At 66.5% G+C, this 26,418-nt stretch carries 21 protein-coding genes and 1 pseudogene; 5 read left to right on the top strand and 17 right to left on the bottom strand.

Annotation, left to right across the window (positions count from 1 at the left end; genetic code table 11):
* Window positions 1–249 precede the first annotated feature (249 nt).
* The 5 genes from PSm6_RS12690 to PSm6_RS12670 form a co-directional block, all read right to left on the bottom strand.
* Window positions 250–2,325 carry a TonB-dependent receptor gene (locus tag PSm6_RS12690; protein WP_043240902.1) on the bottom strand — a complete coding sequence of 692 codons (2,076 nt, stop codon included), beginning with the start codon at window positions 2,323–2,325 and terminating at the stop codon, window positions 250–252.
* A gap of 185 nt (window positions 2,326–2,510) precedes the next feature.
* The gene (locus tag PSm6_RS12685; RefSeq protein ID WP_158480923.1) at window positions 2,511–2,678 is read right to left on the bottom strand and encodes a hypothetical protein; all 168 of its coding nucleotides are present in this window, start codon (window positions 2,676–2,678) and stop codon (window positions 2,511–2,513) included.
* A complete protein-coding gene (locus PSm6_RS12680) occupies window positions 2,668–2,994 on the bottom strand; it encodes a hypothetical protein (RefSeq protein ID WP_236206594.1) in 327 nt (108 codons plus the stop codon). Before PSm6_RS12680 ends, PSm6_RS12685 begins: the two co-directional genes overlap by 11 nt.
* A 55-nt stretch (window positions 2,995–3,049) precedes the next feature.
* Complete coding sequence (gene creD, locus PSm6_RS12675) at window positions 3,050–4,402, bottom strand: cell envelope integrity protein CreD (RefSeq protein WP_043240696.1); 1,353 nt, start codon at window positions 4,400–4,402, stop codon at window positions 3,050–3,052.
* Window positions 4,403–5,273: 871 nt separating this feature from the next.
* On the bottom strand, window positions 5,274–5,711 hold the full coding sequence (locus tag PSm6_RS12670; RefSeq protein ID WP_021217056.1) for a CBS domain-containing protein: 438 nt from the start codon (window positions 5,709–5,711) through the stop codon (window positions 5,274–5,276).
* 142 nt (window positions 5,712–5,853) lie between these two features.
* Between PSm6_RS12670 and PSm6_RS12665 the strand changes: the two genes are divergently transcribed.
* Window positions 5,854–6,579: a hypothetical protein gene (locus PSm6_RS12665; protein ID WP_043240698.1), complete on the top strand. Its 726-nt coding sequence runs from the start codon at window positions 5,854–5,856 to the stop codon at window positions 6,577–6,579.
* A gap of 65 nt (window positions 6,580–6,644) precedes the next feature.
* Here the strand turns inward: PSm6_RS12665 and creC are convergent, their stop codons facing one another.
* The 4 genes from creC to PSm6_RS12645 all read right to left on the bottom strand — a co-directional run bounded on the left by creC (window position 6,645) and on the right by PSm6_RS12645 (window position 10,704).
* The gene (gene creC / locus PSm6_RS12660; RefSeq protein WP_021217054.1) at window positions 6,645–8,069 is read right to left on the bottom strand and encodes a two-component system sensor histidine kinase CreC; all 1,425 of its coding nucleotides are present in this window, start codon (window positions 8,067–8,069) and stop codon (window positions 6,645–6,647) included.
* Window positions 8,070–8,082: 13 nt separating this feature from the next.
* Window positions 8,083–8,778 (bottom strand): two-component system response regulator CreB, encoded by a 696-nt coding sequence (gene creB / locus PSm6_RS12655; protein WP_021217053.1) that lies wholly within the window; start codon window positions 8,776–8,778, stop codon window positions 8,083–8,085.
* 89 nt (window positions 8,779–8,867) lie between these two features.
* Window positions 8,868–9,386: a retropepsin-like aspartic peptidase RloA2 gene (rloA2, locus tag PSm6_RS12650; RefSeq protein ID WP_021217052.1), complete on the bottom strand. Its 519-nt coding sequence runs from the start codon at window positions 9,384–9,386 to the stop codon at window positions 8,868–8,870.
* A 61-nt stretch (window positions 9,387–9,447) separates the two neighbouring features.
* Window positions 9,448–10,704: a cyclic di-GMP phosphodiesterase gene (locus PSm6_RS12645; protein ID WP_021217051.1), complete on the bottom strand. Its 1,257-nt coding sequence runs from the start codon at window positions 10,702–10,704 to the stop codon at window positions 9,448–9,450.
* A 164-nt stretch (window positions 10,705–10,868) separates the two neighbouring features.
* Between PSm6_RS12645 and yihG the strand changes: the two genes are divergently transcribed.
* Together yihG and betT are read left to right on the top strand one after the other, a co-directional pair.
* Window positions 10,869–11,762 (top strand): 1-acylglycerol-3-phosphate O-acyltransferase, YihG family, encoded by an 894-nt coding sequence (yihG, locus tag PSm6_RS12640; RefSeq protein WP_265170326.1) that lies wholly within the window; start codon window positions 10,869–10,871, stop codon window positions 11,760–11,762.
* A 315-nt stretch (window positions 11,763–12,077) separates the two neighbouring features.
* Window positions 12,078–14,036, top strand: coding sequence for a choline transporter BetT (gene betT, locus PSm6_RS12635; RefSeq protein ID WP_265170325.1), 1,959 nt, complete (start codon window positions 12,078–12,080; stop codon window positions 14,034–14,036).
* A 239-nt stretch (window positions 14,037–14,275) separates the two neighbouring features.
* On the opposite strand, the gene fdhA is transcribed toward betT, so the two are convergent.
* The 7 genes and pseudogenes from fdhA to glyA all read right to left on the bottom strand — a co-directional run bounded on the left by fdhA (window position 14,276) and on the right by glyA (window position 23,250).
* Entirely contained in the window at window positions 14,276–15,475 is a 1,200-nt protein-coding gene (gene fdhA / locus PSm6_RS12630; protein ID WP_265170324.1) for a formaldehyde dehydrogenase, glutathione-independent, read from the bottom strand.
* A gap of 189 nt (window positions 15,476–15,664) precedes the next feature.
* Window positions 15,665–16,522 carry a formyltetrahydrofolate deformylase gene (gene purU, locus PSm6_RS12625; RefSeq protein WP_021217047.1) on the bottom strand — a complete coding sequence of 286 codons (858 nt, stop codon included), beginning with the start codon at window positions 16,520–16,522 and terminating at the stop codon, window positions 15,665–15,667.
* Window positions 16,523–16,677: 155 nt separating this feature from the next.
* On the bottom strand, window positions 16,678–17,319 hold the full coding sequence (locus tag PSm6_RS12620) for a sarcosine oxidase subunit gamma (RefSeq protein ID WP_021217046.1): 642 nt from the start codon (window positions 17,317–17,319) through the stop codon (window positions 16,678–16,680).
* Between the two features lie 57 nt (window positions 17,320–17,376).
* Window positions 17,377–20,396 (bottom strand): annotated as a pseudogene (locus PSm6_RS12615) (sarcosine oxidase subunit alpha).
* Window positions 20,393–20,719: a sarcosine oxidase subunit delta gene (locus PSm6_RS12610; protein WP_021217044.1), complete on the bottom strand. Its 327-nt coding sequence runs from the start codon at window positions 20,717–20,719 to the stop codon at window positions 20,393–20,395. The pseudogene PSm6_RS12615 and the gene PSm6_RS12610 overlap by 4 nt, the downstream one beginning before the upstream one ends.
* Window positions 20,720–20,730: 11 nt before the next feature.
* The gene (locus PSm6_RS12605; protein WP_184488474.1) at window positions 20,731–21,981 is read right to left on the bottom strand and encodes a sarcosine oxidase subunit beta family protein; all 1,251 of its coding nucleotides are present in this window, start codon (window positions 21,979–21,981) and stop codon (window positions 20,731–20,733) included.
* A gap of 15 nt (window positions 21,982–21,996) precedes the next feature.
* A complete protein-coding gene (gene glyA, locus PSm6_RS12600) occupies window positions 21,997–23,250 on the bottom strand; it encodes a serine hydroxymethyltransferase (RefSeq protein ID WP_184488473.1) in 1,254 nt (417 codons plus the stop codon).
* Between the two features lie 507 nt (window positions 23,251–23,757).
* Between glyA and PSm6_RS12595 the strand changes: the two genes are divergently transcribed.
* Window positions 23,758–24,063, top strand: coding sequence for an NIPSNAP family protein (locus PSm6_RS12595; RefSeq protein ID WP_265170323.1), 306 nt, complete (start codon window positions 23,758–23,760; stop codon window positions 24,061–24,063).
* Between the two features lie 167 nt (window positions 24,064–24,230).
* Here the strand turns inward: PSm6_RS12595 and PSm6_RS12590 are convergent, their stop codons facing one another.
* Window positions 24,231–24,530 carry a hypothetical protein gene (locus PSm6_RS12590; RefSeq protein WP_265170322.1) on the bottom strand — a complete coding sequence of 100 codons (300 nt, stop codon included), beginning with the start codon at window positions 24,528–24,530 and terminating at the stop codon, window positions 24,231–24,233.
* Between the two features lie 233 nt (window positions 24,531–24,763).
* Here PSm6_RS12590 and PSm6_RS12585 point away from each other — a divergent pair, with 233 nt between their 5' ends.
* On the top strand, window positions 24,764–25,807 hold the full coding sequence (locus PSm6_RS12585; protein ID WP_021218147.1) for a threonine aldolase family protein: 1,044 nt from the start codon (window positions 24,764–24,766) through the stop codon (window positions 25,805–25,807).
* Window positions 25,808–26,418: the final 611 nt, after the last annotated feature.

Below are 26,418 nucleotides of genomic sequence, written 5' to 3'. Positions count from 1 at the left end.
TTCGTACTCGGCGCCAGCCTCCCCGGGGTCACCCGCCGTAGGTTGGCGCTGAGTGCAGCGAGGCCCAACGGCGCAAGACCCAACCCCACCTCGGCCGCTGAATCGTAGGATGGGTAGAGCACCGCAAAACCCATGCTGAAGGCCCGGCACCCAAGGCGTCTCCGTGCTGGGAGCTGATGGGTTTCGCTTCGCTCTACCCATCCTACGGGCTACCCACCCGACGGGCCGGGCAAGGCCTCGATCCTGTGATCAGAACCTGTAGCTCGCGCTGGTCATCAGGGTGCGCGGGTCGCCGGGCATGATCTGCACGGCGCTGGTAGCGGTGGCGTAGTAGGTCTTGTCGGCGATGTTGGTCAGTGCGGCCTTCAGGTCCCACTGCTCCAGGCGGTAGCCGAGCATGGCGTCCCAGCGGCCGTAGCCCGGCAGCGCCACGGTGTTGGCGTTGTCGGCGTAGCGGTCGCCCACCAGGGTCAGGCCGGTTTCACCGTACAGGCCCTGTTCCGGTTTCCAGCTGAGGAACAGGCTGCCGTTGCGCTCGGCCACGTCGCCGATGCGCTTGCCTTCCAGGCCGTTGTTGTCCTTGACGATCTCCGCGTCCTGCAGGCCGATGCCGCCGCGCAGGTACCAGTTGCCGTGGAGGCGGCCGCTGGCGGTCAGCTCGATGCCGCGCGAGCGCTGCAGGCCGGAGAGCAGGAAGTTTCCCGGGTTCAGCGGGTCGGAGGTGCGGCGGTTGTACAGCTCGATCTCGTAGACGGCCAGGGTGGTGCTGAGGTTGTCCTCCAGCCAGTCGCTCTTCACACCCACTTCGTACTGGCGGGTGTGTTCCGGGCCGGTGTCGTTGGTGTTGGTGGTCGCGCCGGCGGTGACGCCGATCAGGCCGCCGCCCACCGGCGAGTAGGTCTTGCTGTAGGAGGCGTAGAAGGAATGGTCGCGCAGCGGCGTCCAGACCACGCCCACGCGGGGGCTGAAGCTGTCGTCCACCTGCTGCTCGCTGCGGCGGGTGAGGCGGTTCTGGCTGTCCACGTCGAAGTGGTCGTAGCGCAGGCCGAACAGCACCTGCCACTGCTCGTTCAGGGTCACCTGGTCCTGGATGTACAGGGCGCGGCTGTCGATGCGGTGCTGGGCATCGCTGCTGGCGACCATGCGCCCGGTCTGCTGGCGAGTGGTGTCGGGGTTGAAGATGTCCAGCGAGGGCGCGGCGTTCGCGGCGCCGGTGGCGTTGGTGTAGAGCTTCGGGTCGCGGTGCTGGTTGCCCAGCTCCAGGCCGGTGAGCAGACGGTGCTCCAGGCCGGCGGTGTGGAACACGCCTTCCAGCTCGACGTTGTTGAAGATGTTGCGGGTGGTCAGGTCCTGCTGCCAGCGGGCACGGCCCACGGTGCGGGCGGCGGCGTTGACGCTGGTGACGTAGGTGTTGTCGAAATCGCTGTCGAGCTTGAACACGCCGAGGGTCTGGCGCAGTTGCCAGTCGGCGTTGATGTCGTAGGTCAGGCGCGAGCGCAGGGACTGCGCCTTGTCGTCGATGTAGTCGCGCTGCAGGTCGCTGTAGACGGTGTCGCGGCTGACGTCCGCCGGGTGGCCGTTGAGGCCGGGGATGCCGCGATCCGGGGTGCGGCGGTGGCGGCTGTACTCGTATTGCACCAGCCAGTTGAGGTCAGGGCTGAGCTGCCAGCTCATGGACGGCGCGAACAGCTGGCGGCTGGAGTCGATGCCCTTGCGGAAGCTGTTGGCATCCTGCTCGCCCATGTTCAGGCGCAGGGCGATGTTCTCGTTGGCGTCGGCGCTGAGGTCGGCGTAGAGGCTGCGGAAGTCCTGGCTGCCCAGTTGCGCCTCCAGGGTCGAGGCCAGCCCGGCCTGGGGCTGCTTGCTGATGCGGTTGACCAGGCCACCCTGGCTGCCACGGCCGTAGAGCACCGCCGCCGGACCCTTGAGCACCTCGATGCGCTCGATGTTGTGCAGGTCGCGGGTGTACTGGCTGTCGTCGCGGATGCCGTCCAGGTAGAAGTCGTTGCTGGCGTCGAAGCCGCGGATGCGCAAGCCGTCGAAGCGGGTGTCGCTGGCGTCGCTGACGTTGGGCAGGCCGGCCAGGGCCTGGGCGAGGGTGCGGGTGCCGTAGTTCAAGGCGTCTTCGGTGCGCACCGTGTCGATCGCCTGGGGCACGTAGCGCACCGGAGTGGCGGTGCGCGTGGCGGTGGAGACCTCTTTCACCCTCGAGTCCTGGCTGCGCTTGCCGTCGACTTCGATGGCGGGCAGCTCGGTGGCGGCCATGGCCAGCGGCGACAGCAGCACAGAGGCCAGGCTCAGGGCCAGGGGTGAAAGGGCAGGCAGTTTGGCAGGGGTCGACATGGGGCAGGTCCGCATCCTGGTAGAGGGTAAAAGAATCGGTTGCGGATGATATTTATTTTCATTTGATCTTTATAGTCATTTGCATCGAAATATTTACACGATGCTGACATTCCCTCTTCCTCTTCCCTCGCACCGCTCCAGGCCGCGCCGTCCTTGGCATGCGTCCTTCATCGGGCCTGGCGCCGCGCTTGCCCGGAGGGCTCCTGGCGGCCCGGCCAGGGCTCGAAACCGATCACCACGCCCTGCCTTTCCGCGCGGTAGCCGGGAAACAGTTCGGCGATCCGGGCCGCCAGGCGTCGGCTGGCGGCACGCTCTTCATGCAGTTCACCGCGCATCGCGGGTGTCCTCCTCTTCGTCACGGCGCCGGTACCACAGGCGGAAGAACCCGGCCGCCAGCAACAGGGCGCCCTGGGAGAGCGCCACGCACAGCTGCAGGAAGGAGTTCACCGAGGGGTTGTTGCGCGGGTCGATGACGCCGGTCAGCGCATGCCAGAAGGACTCGGGCAGCACCATCAGCGCCAGGTTGGCCACCGGCTTGCCGGTGATCAGCCAGAGGTCGATGAAGCCGAAATTGCCGGCGAACATCAGGCCGCCGAGTATCAGTACCGAGACCACCAGGCCAAGGGCGAAGCAGGCTGTGAATTGCACCATTGCACGCATCGTTTCTTCCTCCTGAAGGGCGCGGCGGTGGCCGCGCCCGGGGTTATCAGCCCTGGACCTGGGCGGGTTTGACGGCACCAACGCCGTACCAGTCGAGCTTGCGGGTGAGCACCATCACGCAGGCCAGCAGGCCGAACACCAGCAGCGAGCCCATCAGCAGCGCGTAGTCCTCGGCGCTGAGCAGGCCGTAGAGCATCCCGTAGAGCGCCGCCAGCCCGGCGGTGAAGCCCGCGCCACGGGCCCAGCTGTGCAGCACGTGGCTGACGTAGAAGCCCACCAGCAGCACGCAGGCCGCTGCGGAGAGGCCGTAGGCCAGGGCGAACTCCAGGTGCTCGGACAGCGACAGCAGCAGCAGGTAGAAGAACGCCAGGGCCAGGCCCACCAGGGCGTACTGCACCGGGTGCACCGCCAGGCGCTTGAGCACTTCCATGAGGAAGAAGCCGGCGAAGGTCAGGCAGATGAACAGCAGGGCGTACTTGATGGCGCGATCGGTCTTCAGGTACTGGTCCACCGGGTCGACGAAGCTGACGCCGAACACCTTGCTGTTGAAGGCCTCGCAACGCTCGGCGTAGGCACAGTTGGCCAGGGCCGCTTCCATGTCGGTGGCGAAGAAGCTGGTCTGCCAGCGGGCGCTGAAGCCGTCGTCACGCACCTCGCGCTCGGCGGGCAGGAACTCGCCGACGAAGCTCGGGTGCGGCCAGCCGGACTTCAGCTCCACCTGGCTGTCGCGCCCCACCGGGGTGATGCTCAGCGACTCGGTGCCCTGCAGCTTGAGGTCGAAGCCGAAGTCGAGGTTCTGCACCTCGCCCGCCTGCAGGCTGGGCAACGGCACATGCACGCCGCCGGCCAGTACCGGGTCGCCGCTGCCGGGCTGGAAGTCGAAGCTGCGACCGTTGAGTTCCAGCTTCAGCGCATTGCTGATGCCGCGGATGTCGCTGATGCCCACTGCCAGGAACGGCGCCTCGAAGCGGTAGTCGGCCAGGCCGTCATCGATGCCGTAGTTGGCCGGCAGCAGGAACTGCCCGCTAATGCGGCTATCGCTCTTGTACAACCGCGCCTGGTAGATGCCCCGGGCACGCAGCTCGGTGTCCACCTCGCCGGCCAGGCGCAGGCGCTCCGGCAGGAAGAACAGGCGGCTGCGTTCCTCTTTCTCGTCGAGGTAGCGCTGGCCGGTCTTCTCGTTGGTCTTCCACTCACGGATCACGCGGCGGTAGGGCACCACCAGGATCGGCCCCGTCACCTGCTGGCTGTAGCTGGAGCTCTGGGCGATGTTCTCCAGCACGCCATTGCGCGCCTGCTGACGCTCGTCGATCAGGCCGTCGATCATCAGCAGCGGAATCATCAGCAACAGGATCAGCAGGGCAATGGCGCCCAGCTTGAAACCCAGGGTACGGGTCATCTCGGACTCTCCTCATGTGTTCTCGATGGGGAAAGTCTGGAGCCCGCCCAAGGTGGGGCGATGGGGGAAGTGTGGAGTTTGTGTGGGAATTGGGTGGAGAGTGGGGGTCGCTCATGCGGGGATCGTAGGATGGGTAGAGCGAAGCGAAACCCATCAGCGGCGTCGGGCGTTGCCCAATGGGTTTCGCTTCACTCGCAGAACGCCGCCCGACCCACCCTACGAGGTACCCGAGAATGCGTAATGCGCGAGACGGAACACCGCCCGGTGGATGGGTGAAGCGTCATCCACCCTACAGGCCACATTCGCGAATGAATTGGCTCTGTCTGCGTTAAGTGTTGCTAGAAGAATTGAGCCCAGCTGATTGCCGAGCTCTGGTGATGCTTCTGGTTTCGCCCTCCCGGGCGAGTCCCTTTTTTCAATCGCCAAAAAAGGAACCAAAAACGCTTGCCCCATCATCCGGCCCGACTGCGTCGGGTTCCCTCACTCCATCGCCGTTACTCGCTACGCTCGCCCTTCGGGCCGCACTGAAGTGCGTTCGCCGCAAGCGTCGTCTGGGGGCCGGCGCGATGGGCCATCCATGGCCTGGTGCGCCTCTCGCGGCATCCATGCCGCTCGTCCCCCGGCGCAACGACTGCGTTCGGCCTCCTGGAGGGGCGTTGGCGGCTGCCCCACCTTTCTTCGTCCAGCGCATCGCCACGTGGTGCGCACGGGATTTCGTAGGATGGTGTAGAGCGAAGCGAAACCCATGCGGTGGAGGTGGCACGAACCCTTGGGCGCCCGGAAAGGGCCGTGCTTGAGCGCTTGCATTAAAACCACAACAGCTAACGCAGACAGAGCCAATGAATTCGCTCCCGGCGCCCACATCAAACGATCAGCACGACCCGCGGATGTAGTCCTCCAGATGGTGGATCAGGCTTTCCTGCTCGGCGGTGATGTCGCGTACCAGGTCGCGGATGGACAGCAGCCCGATCACCTTGCCGTCATCCAGCACGGGCAGGTGGCGCAGGTTCTTCTCGGTCATCAGTTGCATGCAGAACTGGTTGCTGTCCTTCGGGCCGACCACGAAGAGGTTGGAGGTCATGATCTCCTGCACCTCGGTGCCGTAGGAGGAGCGGTCCTTGGCGGCCACGCGACGCACGTAGTCGCGCTCGGTGACGATGCCCACCAACTCGTCACGCTCCATTACCAGCACCGCGCCGATGCCCTTCTCGGCCATCAGTTCGGCCGCCTCCAGCACGGTGGTGGTGGGGTCGACCCGGTAGATGGTCGTGTGGGGCTTGCCCCGCAATATTTCGGCGACGCTCTTCATTGGCTGCTCCCGGTTTCTCGTTGTTATGTGCACCGCGTTCCATGCACGGCGACGGTTTGAGAATAGTCAATTGTGGGCACTCGCAAGAAGCGGCAGAATCGCCGCCAGTCGGGCCCTCCGGCCCTTCGGAAAAGGAGATTCCATGCGTACCCGCAAGACCCTCTGCACCCTCGCCGCCCTGTCGCTGCTCATGCTCGGCGGTTGCTCCAGCAAGAGCTATGTCACCCCCGACCAGGGCGTATCCCTGACCGGCATCGATGACGCCGATATCGAGCAGCTGTTCAGCAAGAAACCTGCCAGCCCCTTCCCCGCGCAACTGAGCATCGTCCGCGTCGCCAGTGGCTACAACGACGGCTTCGAGGTGGTTCAGACCCGCGACATCGAGTCCGATGCCGACCTGGCACGCATCGCCGAGCAGCCGCTGATCAGCCAGGCCGCGCCCCTGAGCCGCCTGCTCACCCCCAACGGCATGAAGAGCCTGAAGGACCTGCGCCTGCCCGCCGCGCACATGCGCTCGGACCTGCTGCTGGTCTACACAGTGGACACCAAGTTCTATGTCGACAGCACCCCGCTGGGCCCGCTGACGGCGGTGTCGCTGGGCTTCCTGCCCAACCACCAGGCCCATGTCACCGCCACCGTCGCCGGCATCCTGGTCGACGTGCGCAGCGGCTACATATACGGCTCCACCGAGGCCACCGCCCAGGAGGAGCAGCGCTCCAGCACCTGGTCCACCGAGGACGCGGTGGCCGAGTCGAAGAACCGTGCCGAGAAAGCCGCCTTCAGCCGCTTCAGCGAGGGCTTCCCGGCATTCTGGAAAGGTGTGGTGGCGAAGTACGCGAAGAGCGCGCCGGAGGCCACGGCGGAGTGATGCTCCCCGGCGACAGGTGCCGAACCCCTGGATGAAAAGACGCACCGCAATGGTGCGTCTGTGGCTCAGGCCACCGGCAGGCGCAGGCGCACTTCCACACCGCCGTCGAAGTTGCAGACCTGCAGGCTGCCGCCGTGCAGCTGCGCCACTTCCTGGACGAAGTTGAGCCCCAGGCCGGTGCTCTTGCGGCCGCTGCCGGGGCGCGGCAGGGAATAGAAGCGCTCGGTGAGGCGCGGCAGGGCGTAGTCGGGAATGGCCTCGCCCTGGTTGTACAGCCGCAGGTCCAGCTCATGGCCGTCGCGGCTCGCGGCGATGCGGATCAGGCCGCCCGCCGGGGTGAAGTCCAGGGCGTTGTCCAGCAGGTTGGCCAGCGCCTGGCGCAGCAGAAAGCGTTCGCCCGATGCCTCGAGACCGATGTTCACCGCATTCTCGATGCGGAGTCCGGCGGCCTCGATGCGTGCCGCCTGGGCCTGCAACAGGTCTTCCACCAGGGGCGCCAGCGGCACCGGCACGCGCTCTTCCAGCCCTTGGCGCTGCTCGACCTGGGCGAGGTACAGCAGCCGCTCGATCAGGTGCTGCAGGCGCGCGCTCTCGCCGCTGATATTGGCCACGAAGCGCTGGCGCTGCGCCGGGGGCATCTCGCCCTCCAGCAGCTCGGCCGCACCCCGGATCGCTGCCAGCGGGCTCTTCAGCTCATGGGTCAGGGTGTGCACGTAGCGCTCGACGTAGGCCTTGCCTTCCAGCTCGGTGCGCATGCGCTCCACGGCTCGGGCCAGTTGCGCCAGCTCGCCACCGCGCAGGGTGGGTAACTCGGCGCGCTGGCCTTCGCTCACGGCCTGGGCATAGCGGGTGAGGCGCCGCAGGGAGCCGCTGAGCCACCAGGACAGCAGCCCGCCGATCAGCAGGCCGAGCCCGATGAGCCCGGCACCGAGCCAGGCCAGGCGCATCTGCGAGCGGTAGATGTAGGGCTGCAGCGAGCGGTTGGGCTTGGCCACCGAGACCACACCGATGATCCGACCGTTGTCGCGGATCGGCGCCGCCACGTACATCACCGAGGAGTCCGGGTCGCTGGGGTCTTCACGGGTGGAGCGGGCGCCGTACTGGCCGCGCAGGGTCAGCAGCACGTCGTTCCAGCCGGAGTAGTCCTGGCCCACGGCCAGGCCGCTGGAGTCCAGCAGCACCTTGCCGGTGCCGTCGGTGACGTAGATGCGGTGGTTCACCTCGGTCTTGCGCACGCCCCAGATCTCGGCGCCGGGCTGGCGCTTGCCATAGGCCTTGAGCAGCTCGGGCAGGTTGCTCTGGCCCAGGGTGCCGTCGCGCACCGGATCGCGGAGGATCTCGGCCAGCAGGTTGGCGGTGTCCACCAGGGTCTCTTCGGTGGACTGGCGCACGCCGGGGCGGATCTCGTCCATCACCGTGCTCAGCACGAAGTAGCCAGCCAGGCCGACGAAGAGGAAGTACACCAGGAAGATGCGGACGCCGAGCGGCATGGCGGGGCTCCGGTCAGGCGTTGGGGTCGTAGCTGTAGCCGAGGCCGCGATGAGTTTGGATCGGCTCGGCCTCGGCGTTCACCTGGCGCAGCTTGGCGCGCAGGCTCTTGATGTGGCTGTCGATGCTGCGCTCGTAGCCGGCATCGCTGGCGACGCCCACCGAATCCAGCAACTGCTCGCGGCTGAACACCCGCTCGGGCTGAGCCAGCAGCGTCTGCAACAGGCGGAACTCATGGCGGGTGAGGCTGAGCAACTGGCCCAGGTAATGAATGCGCACACGCTCCGCATCCACCACGAAGGCGCCTTCGGCCGCCGGGGCGGGCACGCTGGCCCGCGCGGCCTCCCGGGGCGCGGTGCGCTTGAGGATGGCGCGCACCCGAGCGGCCACCTCACGGGGGCTGAAGGGCTTGACCACGTAGTCGTCGGCACCGATTTCCAGGCCCACCACGCGGTCGATCTCGGCATCCCGGGCGGTAAGGAAGATCACCGGCACCTCGGAGAAGCGCCGCAACCGCTTGCAGGCTTCGAAGCCGCTGATATCGGGCAGGCCGACATCGAGGATGACCAGGTCGAACGGGTCACGGGCCAGCAGTTCCAGGGCCTCGCTGGCCAGGCTCAGCCAGGTGACCTCGAAACCGTCAGCCTGCAGGGCATAGACCAGGGTGTCGGCGATGGCCGCTTCGTCTTCGACAATCAGGATAGTGGGCATGGCGTCCGTGCAGGCGGGGAAATAGCCGGCACGGTGCCGCAGGCCTCGAGCGGCGTCAATCCCGCCGAGGCCCTTGGCTCAGCCGTGGCTCAGCACTGGGGCTTGCCGGCGGTGAACTTTCGCCCGGGGTAGATGGCGGCGCGGAACTCGCGCAGGGCCTTGGCGCCGATCAGCAGCGGGTAGTTGAAGCTGCTGCGGTCGGTGAGATTGACCTCGACGGTGCGCTTGGTGTCGCCCAGGCACATTTCCATCTCGATCACCGGGCGCTTGGTCGGATCGGCCTTTTCACGCTCGTCGTCCTCGTCGTCGCCGGCTTCCTCGGAGCGCGTCTTGATCTTGCTGATGCGCGCCAGGCGGTGCTCGTAGACGGTGTCGTCGGCATCCTTGGTGGCCAGGCGGAAGCGTACCCAGTCGTCACCGTCACGCTTGAAGCGCTCGATGTCCTTGGCCGACAACGAGGCAGTCAGGGCGCCGGTGTCCATCTTGGCCTTGAGGGTCTGGCCGATCTCCGGCAGGCGGATGTACTCGTAGCGGCCGTAGAGCTCGGGGTCCTCGGCGGCGAAGGCCGGCAGGGCGACCAGGGTCAGCAGGGCTAGGAAGCGTTTCAACGGGTTCTCCTCGGGATCAGGGTGCAGGGAGTAGGACTGGATGGCCGCCCATTCGTTCGCGTCACTTCGCCTTGGCGGGTGGCAGGCGTTCGCCACCCCAAAGGGCGTCGAGGTTACGGAAGCCCCAGTCTTCCGGGGCTTCGCGGCCGATGATGCGGTCGCGGCCGTCGAGGGCGGCGAGGTCGATCACCTCTTGGGGAATCGGCACCTTCGAGCGGGCCGAGAAGAACACCTTGACCCGCGGCAGCAGCAACGAGCGGGCGTTCTGGTCGATCACCACGCCGAGACGGCCGCTTTCCAGGCGCACCAGGGAGCCAGTGGGGTAGATGCCCACGGCCTTGACGAAGGCCTGGAACACCTGGGGATCGAAGTGCCCCTTGGTCCATTCGGCCATCTTGTGCAACGCCTCGGCCGGCGCCCAGCCCTTCTTGTAGGGCCGGTCGGAGGTGATGGCGTCGTAGACGTCGCAGACCGCGCCCATGCGCGCCAGCAAGCTGATCTGCTCGCCGCCGAGGCGGTGCGGGTAGCCGCTGCCGTCGAATTTCTCGTGGTGGTGCAGGCAGACGTCCAGCACCAATGCGCTGACCTGACGGCTGTCGATAAGCATGCGCGCGCCGGCCTCCGGGTGGTGGCGCACCGTGGCGAACTCGGCGTCGGTGAGGGCGCCGGGCTTGTTCAGCAACTCCAGCGGCACGGCCATCTTGCCGATGTCGTGGAGCAGGCCGGCCAGGCCCGCCTCGCGCACCAGGGCTTCGCTGAGCTGCAGTTGGCGCGCCAGGGCGATCATCAGCGCGCAGACGGCCACCGAGTGCATGTAGGTGTATTCGTCGGAACGCTTGAGCCGCGCCAGGCTGATCAACGCATTGGGGTGGCGCAGTACCGAGTTGGTGATGGATTCCACCAGCTCGGCGGCGTGGCCGAGCTCGATGGCGTGGCCGAGGCGGGCGTCGCTGAACATCTCCATCACCGCTTCGCGGGAGCGGGCGCAGAGCTGCACCGCGCGGGACAGTTCTTCTTCCATGCTCGCTGGGCTGACCACCACTGGCGGCGCCTTGGCGGCTTCCAGCAGGCGTGCCTCGGCTTCCTGCTGCACCTGCTCGGCGGTGCTCCCGCCGCTGGCGGAATCCGAGTCGATGTCCAGGCCTTTGGACGCGTCTATCCACACCTCGGTGACGGCACTGTCGAGGATGCGGGCGAGGTCCTTTTCGGATTTCAGCAGGAAGCTGCTCTTCCAGAAGGGGTGGTCCATCCATGAACCGCATAATTCCTGGACGTACATGCCCAGGCGCAGGTCGGACACAGCGATCTTCTTGAGCACGGTAACTACTCGATGGAAATACGCGAATGCGGCTCCATCATGCCTGATGGCCAGCTGCCAGGACAGCCACGCGAACGGGACTTTCGCACCCCGTCACGTCTTGGCAAGCGAAGCCCGCTGCGTATCATGGCAACGCCACCCACAGGCCAAGGAGCCGAGGACCTATGCGGGCGCTGCTGACTGGTATCACCACCATCCTGCTCATCCTGATCAACACCCTGGTGCTGATCGGCCCCATGCTGCTGATCGCCCTGCTGAAGCTCGTGCTGCCGGGCCAGGCGCTCAAGGACGCCTGCTCCCGCGCGGTGATGTGGATCGCCGAAGCCTGGGCCGAAAACGACAAGCGCATCTTCGCCCTGCTCACCCCCACGGTCTGGGATATCCGTGGCGGCGACGGCCTGCGCAGCGATACGTCCTACCTGGTGGTCTCCAACCACCAGTCCTGGGTGGACATCCCCGCCCTGGTGCAGGCCTTCAACCGCAAGACGCCCTACTTCAAGTTCTTCCTCAAGAAGGATCTGATCTGGGTGCCCTTCATCGGCCTGGCCTTCTGGGCGCTGGATTACCCCTTCATGAAGCGCTACTCCAAGGCCTTCCTCGACAAGCACCCGGAGATGAAGGGCAAGGACCTGGAGATCACCAAGGCCGCCTGCGAGAAGTTCAAGCGCTTGCCGGTGACGGTGGTGAACTACCTCGAAGGCACGCGCTTCACCCCGGCCAAGCAGGCGCAGCAGGGCTCGCCCTACCGCCACCTGCTCAAGCCCAAGGCCGGCGGCGTGGCCTTCGTGCTCGCCGCCCTGGGCGAGCAGCTCGACGCCATGCTCGACGTCACCCTGATCTACCCCGGCAAGCAGGTGCCCGGTTTCTGGGCGCTGGTGTCCGGCCAGGTGCCGACGGTCATCGTCGACATCCAGACCCGCGACATCGACCCCTCGCTGTGGCAGGGCGACTACGAGAACGACCCGCAATTCCGCCAGCACATCCAGGACTGGGTGACCCGCCTCTGGGCCGAGAAGGACGCACGCATCGAGCAGCTGCGCGCCGAACTGCAGGGCTGAATCAGCCCGCCTCCGCGCCCTCCACCCTCTTCCGCAGCATTTTCCGACGAAACGGCACAGCCCCCTTGAGCACTGGCTCAGGGGGCTGCGATGCCCTGCGCGACGGGGTGTGGGAATTGGCCGAAAAGGCGCTTGCCGTGTTTATATTGAACGCTCGATCAATTTAAAAGGAACCTCGACGCCCTCTTCCGTTTCTCATCAGGCGCGTGCCTGAACCTGCGTCAAAGGAGTATTTCTTGCCGACCCCCTCCCCCTTCCGCCAAGAGGCCGCCCGACCATGAGCGTGCCCAATCCCCCGGTAGCCTGCCGCTGCGCATGAACACGCCCGTCCTGCTGGGATCGGCGGGCTTCGTCCTGATCTTCGGCCTGGTGGTCGCGATCTTCACCGAGCAGGCCGGCGCCTGGTTGCTGCAGGCCCAGGCCTGGGCCGCCAACAGCGTGGGCTGGTACTACCTGCTGGCCATGACCCTGTACCTGGTGTTCGTGGTGGTCACCGCGCTGTCCGGCTACGGCAAGATCAAGCTCGGCGCCGACCACGACGAGCCGGAATTCAGCTACCTGTCCTGGGCCGGCATGCTGTTCGCCGCCGGCATCAGCATCACCCTGTTCTTCTTCTGCGTCTCCGAGCCGCTGACCCACCTGCAGCAGCCGCCCCAGGGCGAAGCCGGCGGGCCCGAGGCGGCGCGCCAGGCGATGCAGCTGCTGTTCCTGCACTGGGGCCTGCACGGCTGGGGCGTGTTCGCCCTGGTGGCCATGGCCCTGGCCTATTTCGCCTACCGCCACAACCTGCCGCTGGCCCTGCGCTCGGCGCTCTACCCGCTGATCGGCAAGCGCATCAACGGCCCCATCGGCTACACGGTGGACGCCTTCGGCATCATCGCCACGGTGTTCGGCCTGGGCGCGGACATGGGCTTCGGCGTGCTGCACCTGAACGCCGGCCTCGACTACCTGTTCGGCATCCCCCACAACCAGTGGGTGCAGGTGCTGCTGATCGCCCTGATGATGGGCGCGGCGGTGCTGGTGGCGGTGAGCGGCGTGGAAAAGGGCGTGCGGGTGATGTCCGACGTCAACATGCTGCTGGCCTGTTCGCTGTTGCTGTTCGTGCTCTTCGCCGGGCCCACCCAGCACCTGCTGAACATGCTGGTGCAGAACGTCGGCGACTACCTCAGCGCCGTGCCGGCCAAGAGTTTCGACCTCTACGCGTGGAACAGCCCCTCCGGCTGGCTGGGCGACTGGACGGTGTTCTACTGGGCCTGGTGGATCGCCTGGGCGCCCTTCGTCGGCCTGTTCATCGCGCGCATCTCGCGCGGGCGCACCATCCGCGAATTCGTTTTCGGCGTGCTGTTCATCCCCCTCGGCTTCACCCTGGCGTGGATGTCGATCTTCGGCAACAGCGCCCTGGAGCTGGTGCTCAACCACGGCATGACCGAACTGGCGGTCGGCGCCATCGAAGACCCGTCGATGGTCATCTACCGCCTGCTGGAAACCTACCCCTGGAGCCGCACGGTGATCGCCGTGACGGTGTTCGTCAGCTTCGTGTTCTTCGTCACCTCTGCCGACTCCGGCACCGTGGTGCTGTCGACCCTCTCCGCGCGCGGCGGCGAGGAAGGCGAGGACGGGCCCAAGTGGCTGCGGGTGTTCTGGGGCGCGATGACCGCGCTGATCACCAGCGGGCTGTTGTTCGCCGGCAGCATCGATGCGCTGAAATCGGCAGTGGTGCTGACCTCCCTGCCCTTCTCGCTGATCCTGCTGCTGATGATGTGGGGCCTGCACAAGGCCTTCTACCTGGAATCCCAGCGCCAGCGGGCGCGCCTGCATTCACTGGCACCGCTGGACCAGCGCCCACGCAAGGGCGGCTGGCGCCAGCGCCTCAGCCAGGTCGTGCACTTCCCCTCGCGGGACGAGGTGTACCGCTTCATGGAGCAGGAGGTGCGCCCGGCCATGGAGGCGGTGGCGGAGCAGTTCCGCGAGAAATCGCTGCGGGTAGAGACCGAGCTGGACCCGGCCAACGCCAGCCTCAGCCTGGAAGTCGGCCACGGCGAGGAAACGCCCTTCCTCTACCGGGTGGTGATGCGCGGCTACTTCACGCCCTCCTTCGCCGTCGCCGGCCTGGACGCGCGCAACCTGCGCAACCGCCGCTACTACCGCGCCGAGGTGCACCTGGCCGAAGGCAGCCAGGACTATGACCTGGTGGGCTACAGCCGCGAGCAGATCATCAACGACATGCTCGACCAGTACGAACGGCACCTGCAGTTCCTGCACCTGGTGCGTTAGCCAAGCACCCGGGTTACCAGAGCCATAGCTCGTAGGATGGGCCGGGCGGCGTTCCGCGAGCGAAGCGAAACCCATCACCTCGGAGCGATGGGTTTCGCGGGGCTCTACCCATCCTACGTCCGGCCTTCAGGTGCGAGGCCGGGTTCCCCGCCTCCCCCCATAAAAAAGAGGAGCCCAAGGGCTCCTCGTAAACAGGTACCGCAACGTAGCAGACGCGGTACCGGGGGTTTGCGGGTGGGTCAGGCGGCGCTGAACAGCTTGTGCGGATCGATGACGAATTTCTTCGGCACGCCGGCGTCGAACTCGCCGTAGCCACGGGGCGCTTCATCCAGGCCGATCACCTGCACACCGACTACTTCGGCGATGTTGATGCGGTCCCACATGATGGCCTGCATGAGCTGGCGGTTGTATTTCATCACCGGGGTCTGGCCAGTGTGGAAGCTGTGGGACTTGGCCCAGCCGAGGCCGAAACGGATGCTCAGGCTGCCGATCTTGGCGGCCGCGTCCACCGCGCCCGGGTCTTCGGTGACGTAGAGGCCGGGGATGCCGATCTTGCCGGCGACCCGCACCACCCCCATCAGCGAGTTGAGCACCGTGGCCGGCGCTTCGTGCTGGGCACCGGCATGGCCGTGGCCGCGCGCTTCGAAGCCCACGGCGTCGACGGCGCAGTCCACTTCCGGCTCGCCCAGCAGGGCGGCGATCTGCTCGTGCAGCGGGGTGTCCTTGGACAGGTCGGCGATCTCGAAGCCCTGGGCCTTGGCATGGGCCAGGCGCACCGGGTTGACGTCGCCGACTATCACCACCGCGGCGCCCAGCAGGCGCGCGGAGGCGGCAGCGGCGAGGCCGACCGGGCCGGCACCGGCGACGTAGACGGTGGAGCCCGGGCCGACACCGGCGGTGACCGCACCGTGGTAGCCGGTGGGCAGGATGTCGGAGAGGCAGGTCAGGTCGCGGATCTTCTCCATGGCCTTGTCGCGATCCGGCAACTTCAGCAGGTTGAAGTCGGCATAGGGCACCAGCACGTACTCGGCCTGGCCGCCGGTCCAGTCGCCCATGTCGACATAGCCGTAGGCGCCACCGGCGCGGGCCGGGTTGACGGTGAGGCAGACGCCGGTGTGCTGCTCCTTGCAGGAACGGCAGCGGCCGCAGGCGACGTTGAAGGGCACGGAAACCAGGTCACCGATCTTCAGGTTCTCGACGTCGCTGCCCTTCTCGATCACCTCGCCGGTGATCTCGTGGCCGAGCACCAGGCCGACCTGGGCGGTGGTACGGCCGCGCACCATGTGCTGGTCCGAGCCACAGATGTTGGTGGATACCACGCGCAGGATGACCCCGTGCTCGATCTTGCGACCGCGCGGGTCCTGCATCTTGGGATAGTCGATCTTCTGCACCTCGACCTTGCCCGCGCCGAGATAAACAACACCACGATTACCAGACATGCATGAATCTCCTTTGTTGTTGTGGATACAAAGGCGCGGCCTGGGGCCACGCGGCCTTGTACTGGAGCGTGTGTCTGTTGCCGGAGCCGCCGGGTGGAACTGGCAGGGCGGCTGCCAAAAGCTGTAGCCGGACCTCAGTCCGGGGTCTGGCGCGCTCCCGGGCTGAAGCCCGGGCTACGTCTGTTCAGGTCAGAGCACCACGGTGCGGTTGGCGTTGAGGAACACCCGGCGCTCGATGTGCAGGCCCACGGCCTTGGCCAGGGTCAGGCATTCGATATCGCGGCCCTTGGCGATCAGGTCCTCGGGGTAGTGGGCGTGGTCCACCGGCTCCACGCCCTGGGCGATGATCGGCCCCTCGTCGAGGTCGTTGTTGATGTAGTGGGCCGTGGCCCCCACCAGCTTGACGCCCTTCTGGTACGCCTGGTGGTAGGGCTTGGCGCCCTTGAAGCCGGGCAGCAACGAGTGGTGGATGTTGATCGCCCAGCCGTCCAGGCGCCGGCACAGCTCGGGGGACAGCACCTGCATATAGCGGGCGAGGACCACCAATTCGGCGCCGGTGTCCTCGATCACCTGCAACACGCGCCGCTCCTGGGCGGGCTTGTCGTTGGGGTCGAGGGGGAAGTGGTGGTAGGGAATCCCGTGCCAGCGGGCCAGGGGCTCCAGGTCCGGGTGGTTGGACACCACCGCGACCACGTCCATGGCCAGCTGGCCGATGCGCTGGCGGTAGAGCAGGTCGTTGAGACAGTGGTCGGCCTTGCTGACCATCAGCACCACCTTGGCGCGGTAGCTGGGCGGGGTCAGCTCGATCTGCATGTCGAAGGGCGCCACGTGCTCGGCCAGGGCGGCACGGAAGGCCTGCTCCTCGAAGCCGTCGGGCTGGCGGAACTCGATGCGGATGAAGAAGCGCGCGGAGAGCCGGTCGTCGAAGGAGTGGTGCTCGGTGACGTAGCAGCGCTGTTCGTAGAGAAAGCGCGTCACCGCGTCCACGGTGCCCAGCACGCTGGGGCAATGGGCGGTGAGGATCCAGGTATCGGGGGTGCGGCTCATGTCGATCTCCTCGGGTACGGCGGCAGGTTGGTACGGGCCACGTTGGACCTCGCTGCGCTCGGCACCAACCTACGGATGCAGGCGCAAGGTGGATGACGCTTCACCCACCCTGGCTGTCCTGCGGTGGACGAAAAGAGCGTCGTCCACCCTACATCTCAAGCCTTGATCGCCAGCCCGTACTCGGCGCTGGCGTCCTGCAGCCAGAGCCAGAAGTAGTCGGAGAAGCTGCGGCGGATCAGCAGTTCCCAGGTGTCCTCGCCGGTGTGGCGGATCACCAGTTGCGACTTGGCGAAGGTGGTGCCCACCGCCTTGCCCACCGGGAAGTTGCTCGGGTGCAGGTCATAGGGCGTGGACTTCATCAGCATCTCGCGCACCTTGGGCCCGCTCAGTTCCAGCAGGGTCTGCCCGCCGCTGACGTTGATCACCGCGTGGTGCAGCCCTTCCAGGGCAGCGCGCAGGCGCTGCTCGGCGGCGAACTCCTCGCCACGGGGCAGGATCAGCAGCCACTCGTCCGGCGACAGCCACTGCAGCGAGGTCTCGCCGCTGGCCACCAGGGTCAGCGCCACCGGCAGTTCCAGGCCCAGGGCCTTGTGCACGCCACCGGCGAAAGCCGGGTCGCGGGCATCGCCACGCAGCACCAGGTGGCCCAGCAGCTGCTTCTCGCGCAGGGTCACGCCGGCGGCGCCGGACTTGCCCAGGGCGCCCTTGCCGGCCAGTTCGTCGAGCCCGGCGTGGAACAGCGGCGACTCGCCGGCCAGTTCATCCGGACGCTGCTTGTACACGTTCACTGCGCTCATTTCTCACCTGCCTGGTGCACGCCGGCACCCTCGAATTCCATGCTCTTGGCCCGTTGCTCACACATTCTGGCGTTCCCCTTTCGGGTCGTAGAACACCGAGCTGACGATCTCCGCCTCGATCACGCTGCCGTCCGCCAGCGGGGCGAAGACCTTCTCGCCCATGCGCTTGAGACCGCCGCGTACCACGGCGAGGGCGAAGGAATAGCCCATGGCCGCGCTCATGTAGCTGGAGGTGACGTGGCCGACCATGGTCATGGGGATCGACTGTTTCGGGTCGAACACCAGCTGCGAGCCTTCCGGCAGCACCTTGTTCGGGTCCAGGGGTTTGAGGCCTACCAGCTGCTTGCGGTCTTCGCGCACGCAGTCCTCGCGGTTCATGCCGCGCCAGCCGATCCAGGAGAAGGGCTTGTTGCGGCCGACGGCCCAGCCCATGTCGAGGTCGTCCGGGGTGACCGAGCCGTCGGTGTCCTGGCCGACGATGATGAAACCCTTCTCGGCCCGCAGCACGTGCATGGTCTCGGTGCCGTAGGGGGTCAGGTTGTATTGCTTGCCGGCCGCGATGAGCTTTTCCCAGACGCCGGCGGCGTAGTCGGCCTGGACGTTGATCTCGTAGGACAGCTCGCCGGTGAAGGAGATGCGGAACACCCGCGCCGGCACGCCGCCGACCAGGCCTTCCTTCCAGCTCATGAAGGGGAAGGCGTCCTTGTCCAGGTCGATGTCGGTGACCTCGGCCAGCAGCTTGCGGCTGTTGGGGCCGGACAGGGTCATGGTGGCCCAGTGGTCGGTGACCGAGGTGAAGTACACCTTGAGCTCCGGCCATTCGGTCTGGTGGTAGATCTCCAGCCACTCGAAGATGCGCGCGGCGCCGCCGGTGGTGGTGGTCATCAGGAAGTGGTTGTCGGCGAGGCAGGCGGTCACACCGTCGTCCATCACCATGCCGTCTTCCTTGCACATCAGGCCGTAGCGGGCCTTGCCCACGTCCAGCTTGGTCCAGGCGTTGGTGTAGACGCGGTTGAGGAACTCGCGGGCATCCGGGCCCTGGATGTCGATCTTGCCCAGGGTGGAGGCATCGAGGATGCCCACGCTGTCACGCACGGCCTTGCACTCGCGGGCCACGGCGGCGTGCAGGTCCTCGCCGTTCTTCGGGAAGTACCAGGGGCGCTTCCACTGGCCGACGTCCTCGAACTCGGCGCCATTGGCCAGGTGCCAGCGCTGCATGGCGGTGTAGCGCTTGGGCTCGAACAGGTGCCCGCAGTGGCGGCCGGCGACGGCGCCGAAAGCCACGGGGGTGTAGTTCGGGCGGAACATGGTGGTGCCCATTTCCGGGATGCTGATGCCCAGCGAACGGGCGGCGATGGCCAGGCCGTTGATGTTGCCCAGCTTGCCCTGGTCGGTGCCGAAGCCCAGCGCGGTGTAGCGCTTGACGTGCTCGACCGACTCGAAGCCCTCGCGGGTAGCCAGCTCGATACCGGCGGAGGTGACGTCGTTCTGCAGGTCGACGAACTGCTTCGGCGCACGGGCGGTGGATTTGTCGTGGGGCACCTGGAACAGCGCCAGGGTGGCTTCCTCGTGGCGCTTCTCGGCCTTCGGCAGGCTGCCGCTGACTTCCTTGAAGCCCGCTTCGGCAGCGGCCTTGGCACCGGCCTCGAAGCCGTCGGCCAGGGTGTCGCCGAGGGCGAACACGCCATTGACGGCGCCGGCGCAGATACGTTTCTGGAAGCCGCCCTCGCCCGGGACGAAGGCCAGGATGTCTTCACGCCAGGTGGGCTTGCCGCCCAGGTGCGAGGCCAGGTGCACCACCGGGCTGTAGCCGCCGGAGGTGGCGATCAGGTCGCAGTCCACCACTTCACCGGGGCTGGTGACCTTGTGCGCACGGGTGTCGATGGCGCAGATGCGCGCACCGCTGACGCGCTTGCCGCCACGGGCCTCGACCACGGCGCTACCGGTGAGGATGCGTACGCCACGGGCACGGGCCTCCTCGACCCATGCGCCGCGCGGGTTGCTGCGGGCGTCGGCCACGGCCACCACCTTCTGCCCGGCGTCGAGCCAGTCCAGCACCAGGCGGTAGGCGTAATCGTTGTTGGTGGACAGCACCAGCTCCTTGCCGGGTGCCACGCCGTAGCGGCGCACGTAGGTGGAGACGGCGCCGGCGAGCATGTTGCCCGGCACGTCGTTGTTGGCGTACACCAGCGGGCGCTCGTGGGCGCCGGCGGCGAGCACCACGCGCTTGGCACGAACGCGGTGCACGCGATGGCGGGCCTGGCCCATGGGCGCGGTCTCGCCGAGGTGGTCGGTGAGGCGCTGGTGGATGGTGAGGAAGTTGTGGTCGTGGTAGCCGTTGACCGTGGCGCGGGGCAGCAGGGTCACTTCCGGCAGTTTTTCCAGCTCGGCGATGACCTGGGCCACCCACTCGGCGGCGGGCTTGCCGTCCAGGGGCTCGCGGGTATCCAGCAGGCTGCCGCCGAACTCTTCCTGTTCATCGGCGAGGATCACCCGCGCGCCACTGCGGCCGGCGGCCAGGGCGGCCGCGAGGCCGGCGGGGCCGGCGCCCACCACCAGCACGTCGCAGTGCTGGTTCATGTGGTCGTAGATGTCCGGGTCGTTCTCGGTCGGCGCGCGGCCGAGGCCGGCGGCCTTGCGGATGTACTTCTCGTACGTCAGCCAGAGGTTCTGCGGGTACATGAAGGTCTTGTAGTAGAACCCGGGCGGCATCATCTGCCCGCCGACCTTGCCGAGGATGCCCATCAGGTCGGTGTTGACGCTCGGCCAGCCGTTGGTGCTGCCGGCCACCAGCCCGGCGTAGAGCGCCTGCTGGGTGGCGCGCACGTTGGGCACCTGGGTGGCGGGGCTGGAGCCGATCTGCAGGATGGCGTTGGGCTCTTCGGCACCGGCAGCGACGATGCCGCGGGGCGGGAATACTTGAAGCTGCGGCCGACGATGTCGACACCGTTGGCCAGCAGCGCGGCGGCCAGGCTGTCGCCGGCGTAGCCCTGGTAGCTCTGCCCATTGAAGGTGAAGGTCAGGGGCTGGGCGCGGTCGATGCGGCCACCCTTGGAAAGACGGTTGGGCTGGCTCATGCCGTTACTCCTTGGTCCACGGCTTTCTTCTCCTGGGGCCCGGCTTCGGTGACGGCGGGGCGTTCACCGACCTTGTAGGTCTCGAGGATTTCGTAGGTCACGGTGTGGCGGGTGACGTTGAAGTACTTGCGGCAGCCGGCCGCGTGCACCCACAGCTCGTGGTGGATGCCGCGCGGGTTGTCGCGGAAGAAGATGTAATCGCCCCACTCCTCGTCGGTGCAGGCGTTGGGGTCCAGCGGGCGCGGGATGTGCGCCTGGCCCTTGGCGTGGAATTCCTCTTCGGAGCGCAGCTCGCCACAGTGGGGGCAGAAGATGTGCAGCATGGCGGGTCTCCTTAGTGAGCCACGGCAGCGGCGCCGTGCTCGTCGATCAGTGCGCCGTTGTGGAAACGTTCGATGGAGAAGGGCTTGGCCAGCGGGTGCATCTCGCCCTTGGCCAGGCTCGCCGCGAACACGTGGCCGGAACCGGGGGTGGCCTTGAAGCCGCCGGTGCCCCAGCCGCAGTTGAAGAACAGGTTCTGCACCGGCGTCTTGGCGATGATCGGGCAAGCGTCGGGGGTGGTGTCGACGATGCCGCCCCACTGGCGGTTCATGCGCACGCGGGAGAGCACCGGGAACATCTCGACGATGGCCTGCAGGGTGTGCTCGATGGTCGGGTAGGAGCCGCGCTGGCCGTAGCCGTTGTAGCCGTCGATGCCGGCACCGATCACCAGGTCGCCCTTGTCGGACTGGCTGATGTAGCCGTGCACGGCGTTGGACATGATCACGCTGTGGATGACCGGCTTGATCGGTTCGGACACCAGCGCCTGCAGCGGGTGGGATTCCAGCGGCAGGCGGAAGCCGGCGAGCTTGGCCATGTGCCCGGAGTTGCCGGCGGTGACCACGCCGACGCGCTTGGCGCCGATGAAGCCGCGGTTGGTCTCGACACCGATCACCACGCCATCCTGTTTGCGGAAGCCGATCACCTCGGTGTTCTGCAGCAGGTCGACGCCCAGGGCGTCGGCGGCGCGGGCATAGCCCCAGGCCACGGCATCATGGCGGGCCACGCCACCGCGACGCTGCACGGTGGAGCCCATGATCGGGTAGCGAGTGTTCTTGCTGCAGTCGAGGTAGGGAATCTCCTCGGCCACCTGCTTGGCATCGAGCAGTTCGCCGTCGATGCCGTTGAGGCGGTTGGCGCTCACGCGGCGCTCGGAGTCGCGCAGGTCCTGCAGGGTGTGGCACAGGTTGTAGACGCCACGGGCGGAGTACATGACGTTGTAGTTGAGGTCCTGGGAAAGGTTTTCCCAGAGCTTCATCGCATGCTCGTAGAGGTGCGCCGACTCGTCCCACAGGTAGTTGGAGCGGACGATGGTGGTGTTGCGCGCGGTGTTGCCGCCACCCAGCCAGCCCTTCTCCACCACGGCGACGTTCTTCACGCCGAATTCCTTGGCCAGGTAGTAGGCCGTGGCCAGCCCGTGGCCGCCGCCGCCGACCACGATCACGTCGTAGACCGGCTTGGGCGTGGGGTTGCGCCACATGCGCTGCCAGTTCTCGTGGTGGCTGAGGGAGTGCTTGAACAGGCCGAAGCCGGAATAACGTTGCATGCGCGTGCTCCTGGATCAGCGGTACACGGGGAAATCGGCGCAGAGGGCCGCGACCTGTTTGGCCACCTGGGCCTCGACATCGGCATCACCGAGGTGGTCGAGGATGTCGCAGATCCAGCCGGCCAGCTCGATGCTCTGCGGCTCCTTGAAGCCACGAGTAGTAATGGCCGGGGTGCCGATGCGCACGCCCGAGGTGACGAAGGGCGATTGCGGGTCGTTGGGCACGGCGTTCTTGTTCACGGTGATGCCGGCGCGGCCGAGGGCGGCGTCGGCGTCCTTGCCGGTCAGGCCCTGCTTGATCAGCGAGAGCAGGAACAGGTGGTTGTCGGTGCCGCCGGAAACCACGTCGAAGCCGCGCTCGATGAACACCTGGGCCATGGCCTGGGCGTTCTTGATCACCTGGGCCTGGTAGGTCTTGAAGCCGGGCTCCAGCGCTTCCTTGAAGCACACCGCCTTGCCGGCGATCACGTGCATCAGCGGGCCGCCCTGGGCGCCGGGGAACACGGCGGAATTGAGCTTCTTCTCGATCTCCTCGTTCTTGCGGGCGAGGATCAGGCCGCCGCGCGGGCCGCGCAGGGTCTTGTGGGTGGTGGTAGTGACCACGTCGGCGTAGGGCAGCGGGCTGGGGTAGAGACCGGCAGCGACCAGGCCGGCGACGTGGGCCATGTCGACGAACAGCAGCGCCCCGACCTTGTCGGCGATGGCGCGGAAGCGCGGGAAGTCGAGGGTTTTCGAATAGGCGGAGAAGCCGGCGACGATCATCTTCGGCTTGTGCTCCACGGCCAGGCGCTCGACTTCGTCGTAGTCGATCAGCCCGGTGCGGGTGTCGAGGCCGTACTGCACGGCGTTGTAGAGCTTGCCGGAGGACGACACCTTGGCGCCGTGGGTGAGGTGGCCACCGTGGGCCAGGCTCATGCCGAGGATGGTGTCGCCGGCATTGAGCAGGGCCAGGTAGACGGCGGAGTTGGCGGAAGAGCCGGAGTGCGGCTGGACGTTGGCGTAGTCGGCGCCGAACAGCTCCTTGGCGCGGTCGATGGCCAGCTGCTCGACCTTGTCGACGTATTCGCAGCCACCGTAGTAGCGCTTGCCCGGGTAGCCCTCGGCGTACTTGTTGGTCAGGCCGCTGCCCTGGGCTTCCATCACCCGCTGGCTGGTGTAGTTCTCGGAGGCGATCAGCTCGATGTGGTCTTCCTGGCGCTGTTCTTCTTCCTGCATCGCACTGAAGAGTTCGTCGTCGTAGCCCTGGATCTGGTCGTGCTTGCTGAACATCGCTGATCTCCTGCCGCGCCATCGGTTGGCGCCTGTCGTTGGGTACGGGGGTTTCCCCGTTTGCAGCGATGGTATGACTCGGCCTGCCTTGCCAGATGCCTACGGACGCCACGGGAGAATGCGTTTGCGACATGCAAAGGGTCGCAATCGAACATCCGCGCAACGGGCGTCGATCACCCACAGTTTCCGTGGACCAAGCTGTGGATAAGCTGTACACCCCCGGCTAGCGGCCAGGTGCGTCGGGCCCTGCAGGGAAGTGACGGTTTTTTGAGCGATATCAGTCAGTTAGCGAAAGCGTTACACACAGAAGCTGTGCAACGATCTGTGGACAAGCTGTGAATGGATGCGCCAGGACCAGCAACGGCAGTGCTCCTGGCCGGCTGTACGCGAACCGACCAGCCCGGCACAGGCGGAATTGCCCACAGCGACATGCCTGGACAGGCCCGCTGGCAGTGGATAATTTCGACGCCCCCGCAGCATTCCGCATGCGCCTGGACGAGCGATTCCATGATCACCTGCTACCTGCGCTACATCATCGATCCGTACAAACTGGCCGAATTCGAACACTACGGAAAACTCTGGATTCCCCTGGTGGAGAAGTTCGGCGGCACCCACCACGGCTACTTCCTGCCTTCCGAAGGCGCCAACAATGTCGCCCTGGCGATGTTCAGCTTCCCCAGCCTGGCGCTCTACGAGGACTACCGCATCCGCTCCATGGCCGACGCCGAATGCATCGCGGCCTTTGGCTACGCCGAGGAAACCCGCTGCATCCTCAGCTACGAGCGCAGCTTCTTCCGCCCGGTATTCGGCTGAGTACGCCCTCGCCCCCGGACCGAAGCCGGGCGACGCCCAGGGAAAACCGCCCACAAAGACCGTGGACCACCCTGTGGATAAGCTGTGCGGCGCACGTGCGGCACCAGGCACGGCGCCGGATGGCGCCGCCTGGCTCTTTTCTGATCAGGCCCCGAGGGCCCGGCGGATCAGTTCAGCTGGGTGAGGCACTGGTTGGTGACGCTCAGCAGCCGCTCGTGGGTGGCTTTCGGCAGGGGCGTCTTCTGGGCTTTCAGCTCGTTCAGCTCGGCCTGGCTGAACTCGGCACCAACCTTGTCGGCCGCACAACCGCAGTACTTCTGCAGCTTGTCCGGGCTGACCTGGGCCTGGGCTCCCGCCGCGCACTCCTTGACGAAGTGGTCGCGTTCGCCCGGTGCCCATTCGGCGGCATTGGCCGACAGGCTGACCAACAGCGGCGCGGCGAGAGCAAGCAGGTAGGGATAGCGCATCGGTGTCACTCCTCATTGATGGCAAGGTCCGTCCCCGTGCAGGCACGGTTATGTTGTGAGCGGCAAAGGCCCCGGTGAGTTCCTCCCAGCGCGGGCACGGCCGCAGCGGGAACAGCGCCTGGTCTAAAAAGGATGTCGCCTGAAGCCATATTCCGTCGTCCATCCTGGCGTAAAGTTAGCTCCCATACGCCCTCCCCGCCCGGGGCATGCGGCGACCGGACCAAGGACCCGAGATGACCGACCAGACCCAGCAATTCGCCAGCGACAACTACTCGGGCATCTGCCCCGAAGTCTGGGCCGCCATGGCCGAGGCCAACCACGGCCACGACCGCGCCTACGGCGACGACCAGTGGACGGCCCGCGCCGCCGACCATTTCCGCCGCCTGTTCGAGACCGACTGCGAAGTGTTCTTCGCCTTCAACGGCACCGCCGCCAACTCCCTGGCCCTGGCCTCGATGTGCCAGAGCTACCACAGCGTGATCTGTTCCGAGACGGCCCACGTCGAGACCGACGAGTGCGGCGCGCCGGAGTTCTTCTCCAACGGGTCCAAGCTGCTGCTGGCCCGCACCGAGCAGGGCAAGATGACCCCGGAGGCGGTCCGCGAGATCGCCCTCAAGCGCCAGGACATCCACTACCCCAAGCCGCGCGTGGTCACCCTCACCCAGGCCACCGAAGTAGGCACTCTCTACCGCCCGGAAGAGATTCGCGCCATCAGCGACGTGTGCAAGGAACTGGGCCTGCGCCTGCACATGGACGGCGCGCGCTTCTCCAATGCCTGCGCCTTCCTCGGCTGCTCCCCGGCGGACCTGACCTGGAAAGCCGGCGTCGATGTGCTGTGCTTCGGCGGCACCAAGAACGGCATGGCGGTGGGCGAGGCCATCCTCTTCTTCAACCATGAACTGGCCGAGGATTTCGACTACCGCTGCAAGCAGGCCGGCCAGCTGGCCTCGAAGATGCGCTTCCTCTCCGCCCCCTGGGTAGGCCTGCTGCAGGACGACGCCTGGCTGCATTACGCCAACCACGCCAACAGCTGCGCCCAGTTGCTGGCCGAGCTGGTGGCGGACGTGCCGGGCGTCAGCCTGATGTTCCCGGTGGAAGCCAACGGCGTGTTCCTGCAGATGTCGGAACCGGCGCTGGACTACCTGCGTGCCCGCAACTGGCGCTTCTACACCTTCATCGGTGCTGGTGGCGCGCGCTTCATGTGCTCCTGGGACACCGAGAAGGAGCGCGTGCGCGAGCTCGCTGCCGATATCCGCGCGGCCATGGCCAATACCTGATCCTCTCCGGCCCGGAATCTCCGGGCCGACGCCCCTCCCCCGGCGGCGCGAACCTCCAGGCACAGCAAGGGGGAGATATCCCCCGCTGCGCGCTTATCCTCGATTCCGGTGCATCACCCTGTGGACAAGCTGTAGAGCGACCGCCACGGCCCCGGCGGTTCGGCGCCCCTGGGCAATCGCTCACTTCGTGAGCAAATTCAATCAATTACGTAAATTCGGCACACAGTTTCTGTGCGGCACTCTGTACGCAAGCTGTGGATAGAATGCTGCAGGCCAATAACCACATGACCTGCAGACCATCGCTCGTTTTCTAATCAGCCCTGAAAGCCCCATGTTGCCTGGAGCCGGGTTTCTGCGAGCGGTGCCCAGCAGGCAGTGAGCAGAACAGGTTTTCCCCTGCTGCGGTGGATGCCTCTGTGGACAAGATGTGCGGCGTTCGCTACAGGCGCCAGCCCGCAAGGCATGCGTGCTTCAGCCTATTTATCGAACGATTTCAGGGAGTTGGGAGCAACCTTGTGCACAGCTGCTGTGCAAGGAGCTGTGACCAGCCTGTGCATAACTCCTTGCAGGCCACGGGCTGCGGTGGATACAGGCGTTAGATCAATCCGTAA

Origin of the sequence: Pseudomonas solani, from assembly GCF_026072635.1 — a bacterium.
Taxonomy (GTDB): domain Bacteria; phylum Pseudomonadota; class Gammaproteobacteria; order Pseudomonadales; family Pseudomonadaceae; genus Metapseudomonas; species Metapseudomonas solani.
Note: the sequence above shows the minus strand (reverse complement) of the source record. Positions and strands in the feature narration are given on the sequence as shown.